The following is a 15,231-nucleotide window of genomic DNA, read 5'->3' on the forward strand; positions in this document are numbered from 1 at the left end:
CGGCCCCGCCTCGGGCCGGACTGCCGGGAATAAACCCGCCGTACCGCCGATCACGTCCCCGGAAGCCCAATCAAGGGCTCAGGGAGATCTGTCATGAGCAATCACGACCATCACGATGAAGGAAACGGCGTCAGCCGCCGCAAGGTGCTGGAATGCATGACCTGGGCCGGCACCGGCGTGCTCTGGACCGTTACCGGCGGCGTGCCGCACTCGCTCGGCCTGGTCGGATCTGCCGCCGCCGCCGAAGCCACCGGCATGACCTTCCTGCAGATCAGCGACAGCCATGTCGGCTTCGACAAGCCGGCCAATCCGAACGCGATCGGCACCCTCGAGGAGGCCATCAACAAGGTCAAGGCGATGCCGGCCAAACCGTCGTTCATGATCCATACCGGCGACATCACGCATCTGTCGAAGGCCTCCGAATTCGACGACGCCGAACGCATCATCTCGCAGTCCAAGCTCGACGTGCACTACGTGCCGGGCGAGCACGATTTCATCGACGAAGAGGTCAAGCTCTACAAGGAGCGCTATGGCAAGGGCACCAAGGGTGCCGGCTGGTATTCGTTCGATGCCGGCGGCGTTCATTTCGTCGGCCTCGTCAATGTCGTCGATCTCAAGGGCGGTGGCCTCGGCAATCTCGGCAACGAACAGCTTGAATGGCTGGAGAACGACCTCAAGGGCCGTTCAAAATCCGCCCCGGTCGTGCTGTTCGCCCATATCCCGCTGTGGACGGTGTATCCGCAATGGGGCTGGGGCACCGAGGACGGCGCCCGCGCGCTGGAATACGTCAAGGGCTTTGGCTCGGTCACCGTTCTGAACGGCCACATCCACCAGGTGATGCAGAAGGTCGAAGGCAACGTCACCTTCCACACCGCGCGTTCGACCGCCTTCCCGCAGCCGGCGCCAGGGGCAGCCCCCTCACCCGGACCGATGAAGGTCGAGGATGCGAAACTGCGCAGCATGCTCGGCGTCGCCAGCATCAACTTCAAGCAGAACAACCAGCCCCTCGCCATCATCGACACGCCGCTGCAGGGCTAAAGAGGGATACTGAAAATGACTTCGATCAATCGCCGCGACTTCGGCATCGCCGTGGTCGCGACCATGCTCCTGCCAGTCGTCACCGCCCGCTCGGAGGAAGCGGCCGATCCGCTGGCCGTGCATATCGACAACTTCGTGTTTCAGCCGGCCCAGCTCACGGTGAAGGTCGGCCAGACCGTCACCTGGACCAACCGCGACGACATTCCCCACACCGTGGTCTGCCCGGGCAAGTTCAGGTCGAAAACCATGGATACCGACGGCACCTTCGCGTTCACATTCACGGCGGCCGGCGAATACAAGTATTTTTGTTCGCTGCACCCGCACATGACAGGGATCGTGAAGGTTGAATAACGCACCCAACCAAGGCATCACAACGATGCCCGGCCGGTGGATCGACCCCGGCCGGGCAAGAGCGCTTTCTGCTGCAGCCGGACCAGAGGCGATGCCACTTCGAGCATCCGAGGACAATCCCGAGAAGGCACGGCGCTTTCGCGAGGCGGCGCTGCCCTATCTGAACGACGCCTATACGCTGGCGCGCTATTTGCTGCGCGACCCCACCGATGCCGAGGACGCGGTGCAGGAATGTTACCTGCGCGCGTTCAAGCATTTCGACAGCTATCGCGGGCCGGCGATGAAGCCGTGGCTGTTTGCGATCCTGCGCAATGTCTGCCGCGCCGAATATGCCAGGCGCGCCACCACGCCGACCAGCGCGATCGAGGACGTGCCGGAAAGCGCCGAGCAGGCACCGCTCTGGCACGAGGCCCAGGAAACGCCGGAGACGCAACTGGTGCGCGCCAGGGATTCCGACACCGTCCGCCGGATGGTGGCGGCGCTGACCGAACCATTCCGGGAGACTTTCGTCCTGCGTGAAATTGAGAACTTGTCGTACCGCGAGATCGCCAACGTTGCCGAGGTGCCGGTCGGTACCGTGATGTCGCGTCTCGCGCGCGCCCGCGCCATGCTGCGCTCAGCATGGCTTGCGGAACAGGAGCAACCGAAATGACCTGCGACGAAGCAGAAATCCTCCTTCAAGCCCTGATCGACGGCGAACTCGATGCCGGCCATGCCCGCGACGTCGAAAACCATGTCGAGGGTTGCCCGCATTGCGCGGCGATGCTGAAAGATTATCGCGAGATGAGCAAGGCGATGGCCGATGACGGCGTGCGTTACACCGCGCCTCCGGCGCTGCGTGCGCGCATCGAGGCGGCATTGCCGCAACCGCGTCAGCTGCAGAGCCGGCGCGCGGTGCTGCGCGGCTTTGCGATGGGCTCGGCCGTGTCGGCACTGGCGGCAACCGGCCTGGTCGCCATCGTGCTGCGTCACGACGACATGGAGCGGATCCAGTCCGAAGTGGTCTCGGCGCATCTGCGCTCGCTGCAGGCGGGCCACCTCACCGACGTCATCTCGACCGACCAGCACACGGTCAAGCCGTGGTTCAACGGCAGGCTCGACGTCTCGCCGCCGGTGATCGACCTCACCGCGCAAGGCTTTACGCTGATCGGCGGCCGGCTCGATTATGTCGACGCGCGCGCCATCGGCGCGGTGGTCTACCGCCGCCGCCAGCACGTCATCAACCTGTTCGTGTCGCAGACCGCGAGCACCGAGCACCGCCCCGCCAGGATCGAGACGATCCAGGGATTCAACATCCGACACTGGAGCGATCGCGGCCTGAACTACTGGGCGGTCAGCGATCTCGCCAAGGACGAGCTCGCGGATTTCGGCGAGCGGTTCGAGAGCTCGATGCGGAGCGGGACGGCGGGGTGAGAAAAATCAGATCGTCATCAGTCGTCGGCGGACAAGCCCGCAAACCGATGCGCGAGAGTCCGTTTTTCGACCGGCGTCATCGCAGAGGTTTTAAGGCCCGCATACGAACATGATGTGATGTGATGTGAATCTCTACCTGATCGCGCGGATGCCGTCGGTTGGAAGCCTCTGTCGAAAATTCCCTAGTCGGGCTTGTTCTCCTGGTCCTTTGCCGCCAGTGCCGCAATCAGCGCAAACCGCGACTTGTCCACGGCCTCGGCAGGACCCAAGCCGCGCATAGCGTAGTACAGATCGCGGCCCAGCATGACGATATCGGGATTGTAGTCGCTTGCCACTCCTGCCATCCGTACCGCTTCTTCCAGCACCGCGGCGCGCGCGACCGATTTGTTCACCAGATGCAGATCGCATGCCTCCGGCGCGCCGATCAGCCGCGCATTGTAGATAATTTCGAAAAGCAGCTTTTTGGGTAGCGCGTCCCTGACGATGGCGAGCGCCAGAAACGGGAAAAGACCGTTGGCCGCTTCGGGCAAGCCAAGCGTTGCGTCGTCGGCCATCACGGCAAGATCAGCAGCGGCGACAAGACTGAAGCCACCGGCGTGGGCATTGCCGTTCACAGCGGCCACCAGCGGCTTTCCAAGGGCCGCCATCGCCCGATACAGGTCGACGGAGGCGCGGCCGAACTCGGCGCGACCGGCCACCGACGGCCCTGCCCCTTTATAGTCGCCGCCGAGACAAAACACCTCGCCATGACCCGTCATCACACAAGCCCGGACCAACGGATCTCGCCGAGCCGTCTCCAGGGCCGCGGTCAATTCTTCCGCCATCTGCCGGCTGAGGCGATTGCCGTGGTCGGGCCGTTTGAGGGTCAAGACCGACACCCGGTCCACTTGGCTCACTTCCAGTTGCGTCACGGCCGTCCCGTTCCCCTATGCGCCTGCCATTGTCTCGGGAGATCAGATCGCGAGCTTGCCACTCGCCTCCTCGAGCCTGCCCCAGGCATCGTCGCCATACTTGGCTTTCCAGTCGCGGTAGTAGCTTGTCTTGGCCAGCGCGGCGCGAAACGCGTTCTTGTCGACCTCGTGCAGATCCATCCCGTTCTTGATCAGCACCTGACGAAGCGAGGTACTCAGAGCGGCCACATCGGCGCGCTGATCCATACTGGACTTGTCGAACTCGGCGACGACGAGCCGTTGCATGTCCGCCGGCAGCGCTTCCCAGGATTTCCGGTTCGCCAGCGGCCAATAGCCGTCCCAGCTATGGCTGCTCATCGAGCAATATTTCTGAACTTCGTAGAGCTTGGACGTCGCGATGATAGCCAGCGGGTTCTCCTGGCCCTCGATCACCTTGGTCTGCAGCGATGTGTACACCTCGTTGAAATTCAGCGGTGTTGGAGACGCCGCCATCGCCGAAAAAAACGAAGTCAACATCGGCGCCAGCGGTACCCTGATCTTAAACCCCTTGAGATCTTCGGGCGTCCTGATGTCGCGCGAACCCGAGGTGATCTGGCGAAAGCCGTTGTCCCAGATGCGAAACCCGCTCACCAGCCGGCTTTTCTCGATCTGTCCCTGCACATGGTTGCCAAGGCCGCCGTCGAGCGCCTTCCACACCACGTCATAATCGGTGAACGCATAGGCCGTGTTCAGAATGCCCGCAACCGGCACGAATACCGCCAGGATCGAGGTCGAGAGCAACTGGAAATCGATGCCGCCATTGCGAAGCTGGCCGAGGAGATCGGTGTCGGATCCGAGCTGGTTGGCCGGAAACAGCTTGATATCGAGCCGCCCGCCGGACTTTTCCTTGATCCGATTGAGCGCTTCCTGCATCCGCAGATTATTGGGATGGCTGGGATCCTGGCCGGTGCTGAGTTTGTAGTCGAATTCGGCCGCCGATGCGCGGCTCGGAATAAAGGTCGCCAAGGGCAGAACGGCTGCCGCCTTGGCAAAAGCTCTGCGACTTAGCGCGCTGGATCGGCTCTTGGTCATTCCCGAACTCCCCTATTTTGTTTTTTGCATTTGACGTCGATATCGTCGCGCCTACGACGAAAAGCGTTTCTCCCGCGCGGCCATTTCCGGCAGGCCGATGAATTTGTTGAATTCATCGAACGGCGTCAGGCGGTCGGCGACCGCGTTGGTGGAGCCCTCCCGCAGGAATATCTCCATCATTTCCTTGACCGCCTTGTGCATCGCGAACATCGGCTCGATCGGGCACAGCGCGTAGTCGAAGCCGAGTTCATAGACCTCCTTCATCGACAGATACGGGCTCTTGCCGGAACGGGCCATGTTGAACAACAGCGGCTTGCCGAGCGGCTTCAGGCGGCGTGATATCTCCTTGAGATGATCGATGCTTTCAGGCGCATCGACGTAGAGGCCGTCGGCGCCAACCTCCGAATAGGACTTGAGGCGCTCGATCGCATCGTCAAGACCAGAGACCGCAACCGCGTCGGTGCGCGCGACGATGAAGAAGTCTGGATCCTGGCGCGCTTCGAGCATGGCGCGCAGTTTCTGGCGCATTTCCTCGGGCGGAATCAGCTGCTTCCCGGCGAAATGCCCGCACTTCTTCGGCATTGCCTGATCCTCGAGATGCAGCACGGAAGCGCCGGACTCTTCCCACAGTTTCATGGTGCGCTGCGCTTCCAGCACGCCGCCGTAGCCGGTATCCGCATCGGCGAATACCGGGATCGTCGTCACCCGGCAGATCCTGCGGATGTGCTCGAACATTTCGGTCTGGCTCAGCACGCCAAAGTCCGGCTCGCCCGCAACAATCGCGGAGGCCGCAAACCCACTGACGTAGATCGCCTTGGCGCCGGCTTGTTCCGCGAGCTTTGCGGTCACGGCATCATGCGCACCCATGCAGATAAACGGTGGAGTTCTGAGCAATTCGCGAAAACGCGCGGAGCGAGACAAGGCAGTTCCTCCCGAAACTTTTCCGCGGCGGAGCCGCCGCAATCTGTGTTAGCGCTAACATTAAACGGATTGAAGCCTCTTAACAAGACCCCTTCCTCTGAACCGACCATCCCGTTGCCTTGCGGCCCAGGGGTTGTGAGGCCATAAATCTGCAACAGATTCGGAACGATCGGCGCGATGGGCAAGATTGACAATTCAAGGAGGGCCAGGAAAAAGCCGACCGCCGCGAAGGCCGCGGGACCGGCGGCGGCGCGCGGCGCGCGAATGACCGACGTCGCCCGGCTCGCCGAAGTTTCGATTATGACGGTTTCCCGCGCATTACGGCATCCCGCCGTCGTCGATCCCGAAACGTTGAAGCGGATTCACGGCGCCATCAACGCCACCGGCTATCTGCCAAACCGGATTGCCGGCAGCCTGGCATCGCAGCGCTCCAATATCGTGGGGTTGGTGGTCCCGAGCCTGCGCAATTCGCTGTTTGCCGAAACCGTCAAGGGCGTCGCTGATACGCTCGGCGCCGATTTCGACCTGATGATTGCCGACAGCGGATACGTGCTTGACGGCGAAGAGACCGCAGTCGCTGCGTTTCTGAGCCAGAGGGTATGTGGCATCGTCCTGCACAACACCAAGCATACGCCGCGTACCCGACGGCTGATTCAGTCGGCCGGCATTCCCTGCGTCGAGACCGGAAATCTGGTCCGGCGTCCGATCGACATGGTCGCTAGCTTTTCCAATCGCAAGGCTGCCTTTGAAATGACCGCCTTTCTTGTCGGAAAGGGATATCGGCGAATTGCGTTTGTCAGCCTGCCGCTGCGGGACAATGATCGCGCCCGCGAACGGCAATCCGGATATCTCCAAGCGCTGAAGCAGTTCGGCCTGCCTGTCGATCGCAGGATCGTTCTGGAATCGACGCCCGGCCTGCGCGGCGGGGCCCACGCCTTGATCGAACTGATGAAGGTGCGTCCCAAAATTGAAGCAGTGTTCCTGACCGGTGACGTGCTCGCCACCGGCGCGTTACTGGAGGCCAACCGCAATGGCTGGCTGGTGCCCGACACTATTGCGATCGCTGGATCCGACGACAACGAGTTGCAGGAATGCGTCTCGCCTGCCCTCACATCACTGCGATTTCCGCGCTACGACATCGGCTGCACGGCAGCTTCCATGTTGCTGAATCGGATCAGCGGCAATCTGCCGGCGGCTCATATCGTCGATCTCGGCTTCCAGATCATTCCGCGTCAGAGTACTTGACGGCGCCTGCTGCCTTTTGCCTGAGCCGTGGAATCGACCGGACCCCCGCCATCTGGCGCGACATTGCCGGTCAAATCATGCTCAATTCGGCTTGTTGACGGACGATTCATTACGCGCGACGCGACGACGTCGCTTTGCTCATCGCAATGACGGATAGGCTTGGCTACGCCGTCTTGCGCACGGCGTTATCGACCAGGGTCTTGCCGAGCGACCAGATCGCGCCGGGGACCTTGTGGCTGCCGGCAATCACTTCGTCGAAGGATTTTTCGATCCAGCGGCAGTCGTCATCGGTGATGACGAGCGGCGGCAGCAGCTTGATGGTGTGGCTGCCGTGGCCGGAGACCTGGGTCAGGATCTTGTGTTCCTTGAACAGCGGCACCGTGATGAGCTGACAGAACAGGCCCTTGTTGGCGGCCTCCAGCACGTTCCAGGAAGCCCTGAGCCGCAGCGATTTCGGCGGACCGAACTCGATGCCGATCATCAATCCCTTGCCGCGCACTTCCTTCAGCAATTCGTAGCCGGGCACCATCCGGGTCAGCGCCAGCCGCAGCTCGGCGCCGCGCTTGGCGGCCTGCTCGACCAGCTTCTCGGCCTTGATCACCTCGAGCGTGGCGATACCGGCCGCCATCGCCAGATCGTTCTTCGCAAAGGTCGAGCCGTGCACGACGGCACGGTCCATTTGATTGAATATCTTGTCGAAGATGCTCTTGCGCGTCAGCAGCGCGCCGACCGGCACATGACCGCCGGACAGCGCTTTGGCCAGCAACACCATGTCGGGTTCGACATTCCAGTGCTCGACCGCGAGGAATTTTCCGGTGCGGCCGATACCGGTCTGGATCTCGTCGGCGATGAACAGCGCGCCATATTTGCGGCAGAGCGCGGCGGCACCCGGCAGGAACTCATCGGAGGGCATGTTGACGCCCTTGCCTTGAATAGGCTCGACGATGAACGCGGCCACCTGACGCGACGACAGCGCCTGTTCGAGCGCTGCGAGGTCGTTGAAGGGAATCTGCGTGCATCCCGGCAGCAGCGGCTCGAAACCGGAGCGGAAGTTTGGATCGTCCATCAGCGACAACGCGCCGTAGGACAGACCATGGAAAGAGTGGGAACAGGACACGATGCCGGGCCGGCCGGTCGCGCCACGCGCGAACTTGATCGCGGCCTCGACGGTTTCCGCGCCGGAATTGGCGAAGAACACCTTGTCCAGATATGGCACATGCTCAAGCAGACGTTCCGCCAGCACGCCGGCCAGCGTGGAAACATCCAGTTGCACCAGATTGGGCAGATTGCTGTCGAGGACGCTCTTGAGAGCCTCGCGCAGCGCCGGATGATTGCGACCAATCGCAAAAACGCCAAATCCGCTCAGTAGATCGAGATAACGTGCGCCGTCACGATCGAACAGGTATTGGCCTTGACCCTTCTGAAAGCCGACATCGTAGCCGATGGTCTTGAGCACGCGGACGAGCTGCTCGTTCAAATGGCGCGCATGCATGGAACTGCGCTGCGCCTGCCGCTCCACAAACATCTCGGAAACGTCTAGATTGGGACTTAGCATTTGTTACATACGTCGGTTGATGGGCATTTCGTCAACTGAAAACGCTCAATGCGGCTTTTTGACCCCCGCGTTGGGATTCATCCAGATAAGCATAGGTTCGAACCATGTTGCACTGCCCAAAGACTGTCGCGCGCAAAATAGTTTATTCCGCATTTTTTTTAGCCACAGGTCTTAACGCCGCGCTGGCGGCCGATGTCACCGGCGACTGGCGGGTCGCCGACGGCGTCGCCAATATCCGGGTCGCCCAATGTAACGGCAGCATGTGGGGTGTGGTTGCCTGGGAGAAAACCCCGGGCGGACGCGATATCCACAATCCGGACGCCTCCAAGCAGAGCCGGCCGACGCTAGGCATGCCGATCCTGATCGACATGAAGAAGAAGGCCGGTGTCGCCGATACATGGGAAGGCCAAGTCTATAACGCCAAGGACGGCCAGCTCTACAGCTCGACCATCAAACCGGCCGAGACCGACCAGCTCGAGATTCAAGGCTGCGTGCTGGGCTTCCTCTGCGGCGGCGAAACCTGGACCCGCGTGGCGCCGCCGATTCCCTCAAGCCCCGCCAACAGCATGGCCAAGGGCGCGCCGAAGGGCGTCACAGGCGCGTTGCCCAAGAACCCGTCGACCAGCTTGGCAACCACCGCAGCGCCGCCAGTTCCGCCGAAGACCACCGGCGCGGCGGCCCCGGCGCCGAAGCCTGGTCAGAAGCAGGCGGCCGGCCAGCCGGGCGATATCGGCGATATCTGCCTACTCCCCGACATCGCGCGGTTTGCCCATTAAAGCGGGCTGGAACAGCAGCACTGCAGCGAGCGTGGTGACAAGCGACAGCGCCAGCAATTTGCCCATGCTGGCGGTTCCGGGATGACTGGATAGCCAGAGGCTGCCGAATGCCGTCGCGGTCGTCAGCGCCGAGAAAAATATCGCCCGCGTCAGGCTGGTCTGCAGCAGGTTTGTCCTGCCCGACCGCCATGCCGTCACGTAATAGATCTTGAAGGCAACGCCGATGCCGAGCAGCAGCGGCAGGGCTACGATATTGGCAAAGTTGAGCGGCAGTCCGATCAGCACGCAGATCTCCAGCGTTACCGCGCCCGCCACCAGGAGCGGCACCAGCGTCAGCAGCACGTCGGTTATTCGCCGCAGCGCCAGCCAGAGCAGGACGCTGATCACGAGCAGCGCCCAGATGCCGGCATGGACGAACGCCCTGACAACGGTGTCGCCGGATTTGAGGATCGAGACCGGTCCGCCGATCGCGGTCGGTTCGGCCGCCAGCACCGCATCCGCAAATCTACGGAGATTGTCGTTGTCGTTGGAATCGCCCTTCGGCAGCGCTTCGACGCGCATCAGCCCGTCCTTGGCCTTCCAGCCGGCGACCAGTTCCGGCGGCAGCGTGTTCAAGGTGACCGGCGCGGCTTGCAGGGCGTTCTTGAGCTGCTCGAACACGATCTTGAGCGAGCTGACGAAAATGTTCTGCGCCTTGTCGCGCGTCTCCTGATTTGAACCGGCGAGCTTCGACAGCCCGTCCGCCAGCCGCCTTGCTGCGACCGCGCCCGGCCCCTTGCCGTCGCCCGCGGTCTTGCGCAGGCTTTGGACTGTTCCTTTCAGCGCTTCCACGTTCTCCTCGTCGGAGGGCGCGGCATCGACCTGATCGGGATTGAGCGCCGGCCCCAACGCCTTGGCGGCCTGCGCGATCAGCTTCAGTTTCGCCGGTTGATCCTCGGGCACGAAACTGTCGAGCGACATCACGCGAAGGACTTCCGGCACTTTCTCAAGCTTCGCTTCGATCTTCTTGGCGTCGGCTTCGGAATTCGTCATCACGTTGATGGCGTTGGCGCCGGTGTTGGGATCCTTGCGCAGGTCGAGGAAGGTCGCGATCGACTCGGCGTTCTTGTTGCGCAGGTTGATCGGGTTGAAGTCGAACTTCATGAAATAGAGCAGCGGCAGACCGGCGACGGCGACCAGCAGCGTGCCGACGATGATGATGACGCGGTGTTTTTCGAGGAAGTGATCGACCGGCGCCAGGAAGGCGTAACCGACTGGCTCACTTTCTCCGGGCGGATTGATCAGGTCCAGCAGCGCCGGCAGCGTCGTGATGCTGGTCAGGAACGCGACCAGCATGCCGGCGCCGGCAATCTTGCCGAGTTCGGCAATGCCCTTGTAGTCGGTCGGCAGGAAACAGAGGAACCCGGCCGCCGTTGCCATTGCGGCCAGCGAAAGCGGAACCGCCGCGCGGCGCGCCGCTTCTTCCAGCGCCATCGTCAGGTTGTCGTTCTTGAAACGCTCGGAACGGTAACGAACGCTGAACTGAATGCCGAAGTCGACACCGAGGCCGATGAACAGGACGGCGAAGGCAACCGACAGCAGGTTCAGCGAGCCCACCATCATCAGGCCGGCGGCGGTCGTGATCGAAAGACCGACGAACAAATTGACGAACACCGCAAAAATGATCTTCGCCGAATGCAACGCCAGCCAGAGGATGATCAGCACGATGACGGTGGTAACGATGCCGTTGCGGATCGCGCCGTCCTGAACCGTCGCGTATTCCTCGTTCGCCATCGGGACCGGCCCGGTCAGGCGGACGCGCGCGCCATAGGTGCCCGCGAAATTGAGTTCGGTAGCCGCCTGCCGGATCGCGTCGGTTGCGGTCTTGCCGGGTTCCAGTGCCTGATAATCGAGGATCGGCTTGAACTCGATGAAGGCGCGCTTGTCGGCGTCGGTCAGGGGTTTGTCGCTGACCAGTTCGCGCCAGGAGAACGTCGCCGTCCCCTTGGAGAGGATGTTCTCGACCGTCTGCGCGATCAGGTTGAAGGGCCGCTCCGCATTGTCGAGCTTGACCTGTCCGCGCTTGATGCCGGCAAGTCCGGTCTCCAGCGCGCCGGTCAGGCCGCGGATCGACGGGTCGCCGGCCATGATCTCGATCAGGGGCGCGGCCGCTGCGAGCTGGCCGGTGACCTTGCCCACCTCTTCCGGCGGCAGGAACAACAGGCCGTTCTTCTCGAAGAACTCGCCCGAGCCGAGCGGCGTGACCGCCTCGAAGTTCTTCTTGTCCCCGGAAAGCTTTTCCGTGAGCGCCTTGGCCGCGGAACCGGCGAGTTCCGGCGTCGGCGCTTCGACGACGGCCAGAATCAGCGTTTCGCGGTCAAAGGCATGCTCGAACTGGTTGTCGCGCTTGCGCCAGTCCAGATCGGGCGAAATCAGCGTGTTGATGTCGGTGTTGATGGAGAAATTGCGGGCGGTATAGAAGCCGGCGCCGATCGCCAGCAGCAGCGACAAAACGACGACAGGGGTGGCGAAGCGGGTACAGGTTCTGACAATCGCGACGACAATATTGGTCAGCACATCATTTCTTTCTACGTCTCAAGAGCCTGCCGAAAACGCCCGCTGTCTAGCGGAGTTCCATGGGCCGATCTAATGTTGTTTGGTTACTTTCCCGCAGGGTTGAACGAAAGCCACCCAAACCCTCCGGAACGGCGTTGCCGGCCGGTATAGACCGCCGCAGGGGGCGATAAAGTGACGAACAAGTGAGGATGACAGAGGGCCGCAGATCAGATAACTGTATCATAATACCGAATATCCGGTAACCAAGCCCGATGCATCTTTTCTAGTCGTTCTTTTTTTGACACAAAGCCCTGTACTTCCATGTGCTTGGGTAGGGCAAACAAGCAGGACCCGGCCGTGGTGCGGATATTGCAGTTATCCGGCAAGTCCGGCTGCTCGGAGGCTTTCGAGTGATTTTGCCAGTGAATTTGCGAAAGAAGTTGGTGCACCTTGCGTAACGAGCAGCCCATGGAAGTGTATCTGGCGCAGCCGCGCGGATTTTGCGCCGGCGTCGTGCGTGCGATCGAGATCGTCGAGCGCGCACTGGAGAAATACGGCCCCCCGGTCTATGTGCGCCACGAGATCGTGCACAACAAATACGTGGTCGAAAGTCTGCAAAACAAGGGCGCGATCTTCGTCGAGGACCTGTCGGAGGTGCCGCCGCGCGCGGTGACCGTGTTCAGTGCCCACGGCGTGGCCCGCAGCGTCGAGGAAGAGGCCGCCGCCCGCGGCCTGCCGGTGCTCAACGCCACCTGCCCGCTGGTCACCAAGGTCCATAATCAAGGCAAGCGGTATATGTCGAAGGGCCGCGCCCTGATCCTGATCGGCCATGCCGGCCACCCCGAGGTCGAGGGCACCATGGGCCAGGTTCCCGGGCCGGTTCTCCTGGTCCAGAACGTCGACGACGTCGCCGCCCTGACCCTTCCGACCGGTGCCCCGGTGGCCTATATCACCCAGACCACCCTCAGCGTGGACGATACAAAGGACATTATTGCGGCCCTTCAGGCCCGATTTACTGATATTCAAGGCCCGGACATCCGGGATATCTGCTATGCGACACAGAACCGTCAATCTGCGGTAAGGGACCTGAGCAAGCTGGTGGACGTCATTTTGGTGGTTGGGGCCGCCAATAGTTCCAACTCAAACAGACTGCGCGAAATCGGCACCGAGGTCGGGGTCGCGAGTTATCTCATTGCCGATGGCAGGGAGTTGAACCCTGATTGGCTGAAAGACGCGAAGGCCGTCGGCATCACGGCGGGCGCCTCGGCGCCCGAAGTTCTGGTCGACGACGTGATCGAGGCTTTGAGACGTATCGGACCCGTCAAGGTGTCGGTGCTTCCCGGCCGGGAAGAAAATATCGAATTCCGGCTTCCGGCCGAACTGACTGCGGGCTGATCCACACACTCCTTTTCGAGTCCAGAAAGAAACCTTCTCAATGGCAATACCCTTCTTCAAGGAACTGCGTATCGGGGGCTATCTCGTCAAGCAGAAGCTGCTTGGCCGGAAACGCTATCCGCTCGTGTTGATGCTGGAGCCGTTGTTCCGCTGCAACCTCGCCTGCGTCGGCTGCGGCAAGATCGACTATCCCGATGCGATCCTCAATCGCCGCATGTCGGCGCAGGAATGCTGGGACGCGGCCGAAGAATGCGGCGCACCGATGGTGGCGATTCCCGGCGGCGAGCCCCTGATCCACAAGGAGATCGGCGAGATCGTGCGCGGCCTCGTGGCGCGCAAGAAGTTCGTCTCGCTCTGCACCAACGCGCTGCTGCTGGAAAAGAAGCTCGATCTGTTCGAGCCCTCGCCCTACCTGTTCTTCTCGGTGCATCTCGACGGCCTGAAAGACCACCACGACAAGGCGGTCTCGCAGAAGGGCGTGTTCGATCGCGCGGTTTCCGCGATCAAGGCCGCGAAGGCCCGCGGCTTCACCGTCAACGTCAACGCCACCATCTTCGACGGCCATCCGGCGGAAGAGATCGCCAAGTTCCTCGACTTCACCACCGAGCTCGGTGTCGGCGTCTCGATGTCGCCGGGCTACGCCTATGAGCGCGCCCCCGACCAGGAGCACTTCCTCAACCGCACCAAGACCAAGAAGCTGTTCCGTGACGTGTTCGCGCTCGGCAAGGGCAAGAAGTGGAACTTCATGCACTCCGGCCTGTTCCTCGACTTCCTGGCCGGCAACCAGTCCTACGAATGCACCCCGTGGGGCATGCCGGCGCGCAACATCTTCGGCTGGCAGAAGCCCTGCTATCTGCTCGGCGAAGGCTACACCAAGACCTTCAAGGAATTGATGGACACGACCGACTGGGAAACCTACGGCACCGGCAAGTACGAAAAGTGCGCCGACTGCATGGCGCATTGCGGCTACGAGCCGACCGCGGCCAACGCCGCTTTGCTCAATCCGCTGAAGGCGATGTGGGTCGCGCTGCGCGGCATCCGGACATCAGGTCCGATGGCGCCCGAGATCAATCTCGATAACCAGCGTCCGGCGCAGTACATCTTCTCCTCGGAAGTGCAGAAGCGCCTCTCGGAGATCCGCCGCGACGAAGCGGAGGCCGCCACTGCCAAGCAGCAGCAGAAAGCCTCCACGGCCGCATAGAGCCACACTGACGGAAATCAAAAAGCCCCGGTTCTGATGGATCAGAACCGGGGCTTTTCGTTTAAAGCGGTCGCTGGCGGCCGTCAGATATCCACCGTGGCGAGGTCCTCGCCACCGATCAGGAAGCCCCGGCAGCCGCGCAACGAGCGCAGCGCGCGATTGAAGTCGATTCCGGTGGAGACCAGCGCGCGCAGCGTCGTCGGATTGCGCACGAGGCCGCGCAGCACCTTGCGCAGGTCGATATCGCCGTTCGGCTTGATGGCGCTTTTAGCCAGCGCCGGCAGCGACCGGCTGGCGGGATCCGAAATGACGCGCAGCGCCGCGAACGGAATGCCCGCCTCGGCCGCATAGGCCGCCGCGATGTGGCTCTCCATATCGACCGCGGCAGCCCCGGTCTCGGAATGCAGCGCGGCCTTGCAGGCGGTCGCTGCGATCACCTGTTCCACGCCGGCAAGGCCGCCGCGAACCACGCGCCGGCGCTTCAGCGCGGCGCTGGCGATCATTTCCTCGTTCAGCGCCAGACCGGCCAGAAAACGGGTATCGCCCGACAGAACCTCGGTCGCCACCACCACGTCGCCCGACTTCAACGACGGATCGAGCCCGCCGGCAACGCCGAACGAGATCACACCCCTGAATGACGATGGATCAAGCGTCGCAAGCAGTGCGCGCAATTGCTGCGGATCGCTGCTGCTACAGATCACGATCATGCCGGGCCCCGCCGCTATGCGGGCCTCCTGCACCAGACCGGTAACGATCAAAACCGGCCGCGGATCAATCGAATTGAGATCAACCGAACTGTCCACGGTCGCGGTGGCCCCC

The 15,231-nt window shown here is 62.2% G+C and carries 14 protein-coding genes; 8 read left to right on the forward strand and 6 right to left on the reverse strand.

The genetic code is table 11. The features are described 5' to 3' along the window. Positions 1-93 precede the first annotated feature (93 nt). The 4 genes from BLR13_RS05570 to BLR13_RS05585 all read left to right on the forward strand — a co-directional run bounded on the left by BLR13_RS05570 (position 94) and on the right by BLR13_RS05585 (position 2,802). Positions 94-1,038: a metallophosphoesterase family protein gene (locus BLR13_RS05570; protein ID WP_074826786.1), complete on the forward strand. Its 945-nt coding sequence runs from the start codon at positions 94-96 to the stop codon at positions 1,036-1,038. Between the two features lie 15 nt (positions 1,039-1,053). Next, entirely contained in the window at positions 1,054-1,389 is a 336-nt protein-coding gene (locus tag BLR13_RS05575; RefSeq protein ID WP_074826783.1) for a cupredoxin domain-containing protein, read from the forward strand. 91 nt (positions 1,390-1,480) lie between these two features. Beyond that, positions 1,481-2,041 (forward strand): sigma-70 family RNA polymerase sigma factor, encoded by a 561-nt coding sequence (locus BLR13_RS05580; protein ID WP_074826780.1) that lies wholly within the window; start codon positions 1,481-1,483, stop codon positions 2,039-2,041. After that, the gene (locus BLR13_RS05585; RefSeq protein ID WP_074826776.1) at positions 2,038-2,802 is read left to right on the forward strand and encodes an anti-sigma factor family protein; all 765 of its coding nucleotides are present in this window, start codon (positions 2,038-2,040) and stop codon (positions 2,800-2,802) included. Before BLR13_RS05580 ends, BLR13_RS05585 begins: the two co-directional genes overlap by 4 nt. 182 nt (positions 2,803-2,984) lie before the next feature. Here BLR13_RS05585 and BLR13_RS05590 read toward each other — a convergent pair whose 3' ends face one another. From BLR13_RS05590 to BLR13_RS05600, 3 genes are read right to left on the reverse strand one after another with little or no spacing between them, the layout of a single operon-like run. After that, a complete protein-coding gene (locus tag BLR13_RS05590; RefSeq protein WP_083387642.1) occupies positions 2,985-3,713 on the reverse strand; it encodes an enoyl-CoA hydratase/isomerase family protein in 729 nt (242 codons plus the stop codon). A gap of 42 nt (positions 3,714-3,755) precedes the next feature. After that, a complete protein-coding gene (locus BLR13_RS05595) occupies positions 3,756-4,784 on the reverse strand; it encodes a TRAP transporter substrate-binding protein (RefSeq protein ID WP_074826770.1) in 1,029 nt (342 codons plus the stop codon). A gap of 51 nt (positions 4,785-4,835) precedes the next feature. Then, positions 4,836-5,747 (reverse strand): isocitrate lyase/PEP mutase family protein, encoded by a 912-nt coding sequence (locus BLR13_RS05600; protein ID WP_349532612.1) that lies wholly within the window; start codon positions 5,745-5,747, stop codon positions 4,836-4,838. Positions 5,748-5,882: 135 nt separating this feature from the next. Here BLR13_RS05600 and BLR13_RS05605 point away from each other — a divergent pair, with 135 nt between their 5' ends. Then, complete coding sequence (locus BLR13_RS05605; protein ID WP_083387641.1) at positions 5,883-6,950, forward strand: LacI family DNA-binding transcriptional regulator; 1,068 nt, start codon at positions 5,883-5,885, stop codon at positions 6,948-6,950. 163 nt (positions 6,951-7,113) lie between these two features. On the opposite strand, the gene hpnO is transcribed toward BLR13_RS05605, so the two are convergent. After that, positions 7,114-8,505, reverse strand: a complete 1,392-nt coding sequence (gene hpnO, locus BLR13_RS05610) for an aminobacteriohopanetriol synthase HpnO (protein WP_074826765.1) — start codon at positions 8,503-8,505, stop codon at positions 7,114-7,116. Between the two features lie 104 nt (positions 8,506-8,609). Between hpnO and BLR13_RS05615 the strand changes: the two genes are divergently transcribed. Then, complete coding sequence (locus BLR13_RS05615; RefSeq protein WP_074826763.1) at positions 8,610-9,281, forward strand: DUF2147 domain-containing protein; 672 nt, start codon at positions 8,610-8,612, stop codon at positions 9,279-9,281. Here the strand turns inward: BLR13_RS05615 and BLR13_RS05620 are convergent. Next, the gene (locus BLR13_RS05620; RefSeq protein ID WP_074826761.1) at positions 9,249-11,837 is read right to left on the reverse strand and encodes an MMPL family transporter; all 2,589 of its coding nucleotides are present in this window, start codon (positions 11,835-11,837) and stop codon (positions 9,249-9,251) included. The genes BLR13_RS05615 and BLR13_RS05620 overlap by 33 nt on opposite strands. Positions 11,838-12,284: 447 nt before the next feature. Between BLR13_RS05620 and ispH the strand changes: the two genes are divergently transcribed. Both ispH and hpnH read left to right on the forward strand, forming a co-directional pair. Next, the gene (ispH, locus tag BLR13_RS05625; RefSeq protein WP_074826757.1) at positions 12,285-13,211 is read left to right on the forward strand and encodes a 4-hydroxy-3-methylbut-2-enyl diphosphate reductase; all 927 of its coding nucleotides are present in this window, start codon (positions 12,285-12,287) and stop codon (positions 13,209-13,211) included. Between the two features lie 40 nt (positions 13,212-13,251). Next, on the forward strand, positions 13,252-14,412 hold the full coding sequence (gene hpnH, locus BLR13_RS05630; protein ID WP_074826756.1) for an adenosyl-hopene transferase HpnH: 1,161 nt from the start codon (positions 13,252-13,254) through the stop codon (positions 14,410-14,412). 83 nt (positions 14,413-14,495) lie between these two features. On the opposite strand, the gene BLR13_RS05635 is transcribed toward hpnH, so the two are convergent. Continuing rightward, on the reverse strand, positions 14,496-15,215 hold the full coding sequence (locus tag BLR13_RS05635) for a phosphorylase (protein ID WP_074831862.1): 720 nt from the start codon (positions 15,213-15,215) through the stop codon (positions 14,496-14,498). Positions 15,216-15,231: the final 16 nt, after the last annotated feature.

This window comes from Bradyrhizobium ottawaense (assembly GCF_900099825.1).
In the GTDB taxonomy this organism is placed as follows: Bacteria; Pseudomonadota; Alphaproteobacteria; order Rhizobiales; family Xanthobacteraceae; genus Bradyrhizobium; species Bradyrhizobium ottawaense_A.

What these genes read in the sequence shown, in the direction of transcription:
- BLR13_RS05575 (WP_074826783.1), top strand. Translation starts at nt 1,054, where the DNA reads ATGACTTCGATCAATCGCCGCGACTTCGGCATCGCCGTGGTCGCGACC.
- BLR13_RS05580 (WP_074826780.1), top strand. Translation starts at nt 1,481, where the DNA reads ATGCCACTTCGAGCATCCGAGGACAATCCCGAGAAGGCACGGCGCTTT.
- BLR13_RS05595 (WP_074826770.1), bottom strand. Translation starts at nt 4,784, where the DNA reads ATGACCAAGAGCCGATCCAGCGCGCTAAGTCGCAGAGCTTTTGCCAAG.
- ispH (WP_074826757.1), top strand. Translation starts at nt 12,285, where the DNA reads ATGGAAGTGTATCTGGCGCAGCCGCGCGGATTTTGCGCCGGCGTCGTG.
- BLR13_RS05605 (WP_083387641.1), top strand. Translation starts at nt 5,883, where the DNA reads ATGGGCAAGATTGACAATTCAAGGAGGGCCAGGAAAAAGCCGACCGCC.
- BLR13_RS05615 (WP_074826763.1), top strand. Translation starts at nt 8,610, where the DNA reads ATGTTGCACTGCCCAAAGACTGTCGCGCGCAAAATAGTTTATTCCGCA.
- hpnO (WP_074826765.1), bottom strand. Translation starts at nt 8,505, where the DNA reads ATGCTAAGTCCCAATCTAGACGTTTCCGAGATGTTTGTGGAGCGGCAG.
- hpnH (WP_074826756.1), top strand. Translation starts at nt 13,252, where the DNA reads ATGGCAATACCCTTCTTCAAGGAACTGCGTATCGGGGGCTATCTCGTC.
- BLR13_RS05570 (WP_074826786.1), top strand. Translation starts at nt 94, where the DNA reads ATGAGCAATCACGACCATCACGATGAAGGAAACGGCGTCAGCCGCCGC.
- BLR13_RS05585 (WP_074826776.1), top strand. Translation starts at nt 2,038, where the DNA reads ATGACCTGCGACGAAGCAGAAATCCTCCTTCAAGCCCTGATCGACGGC.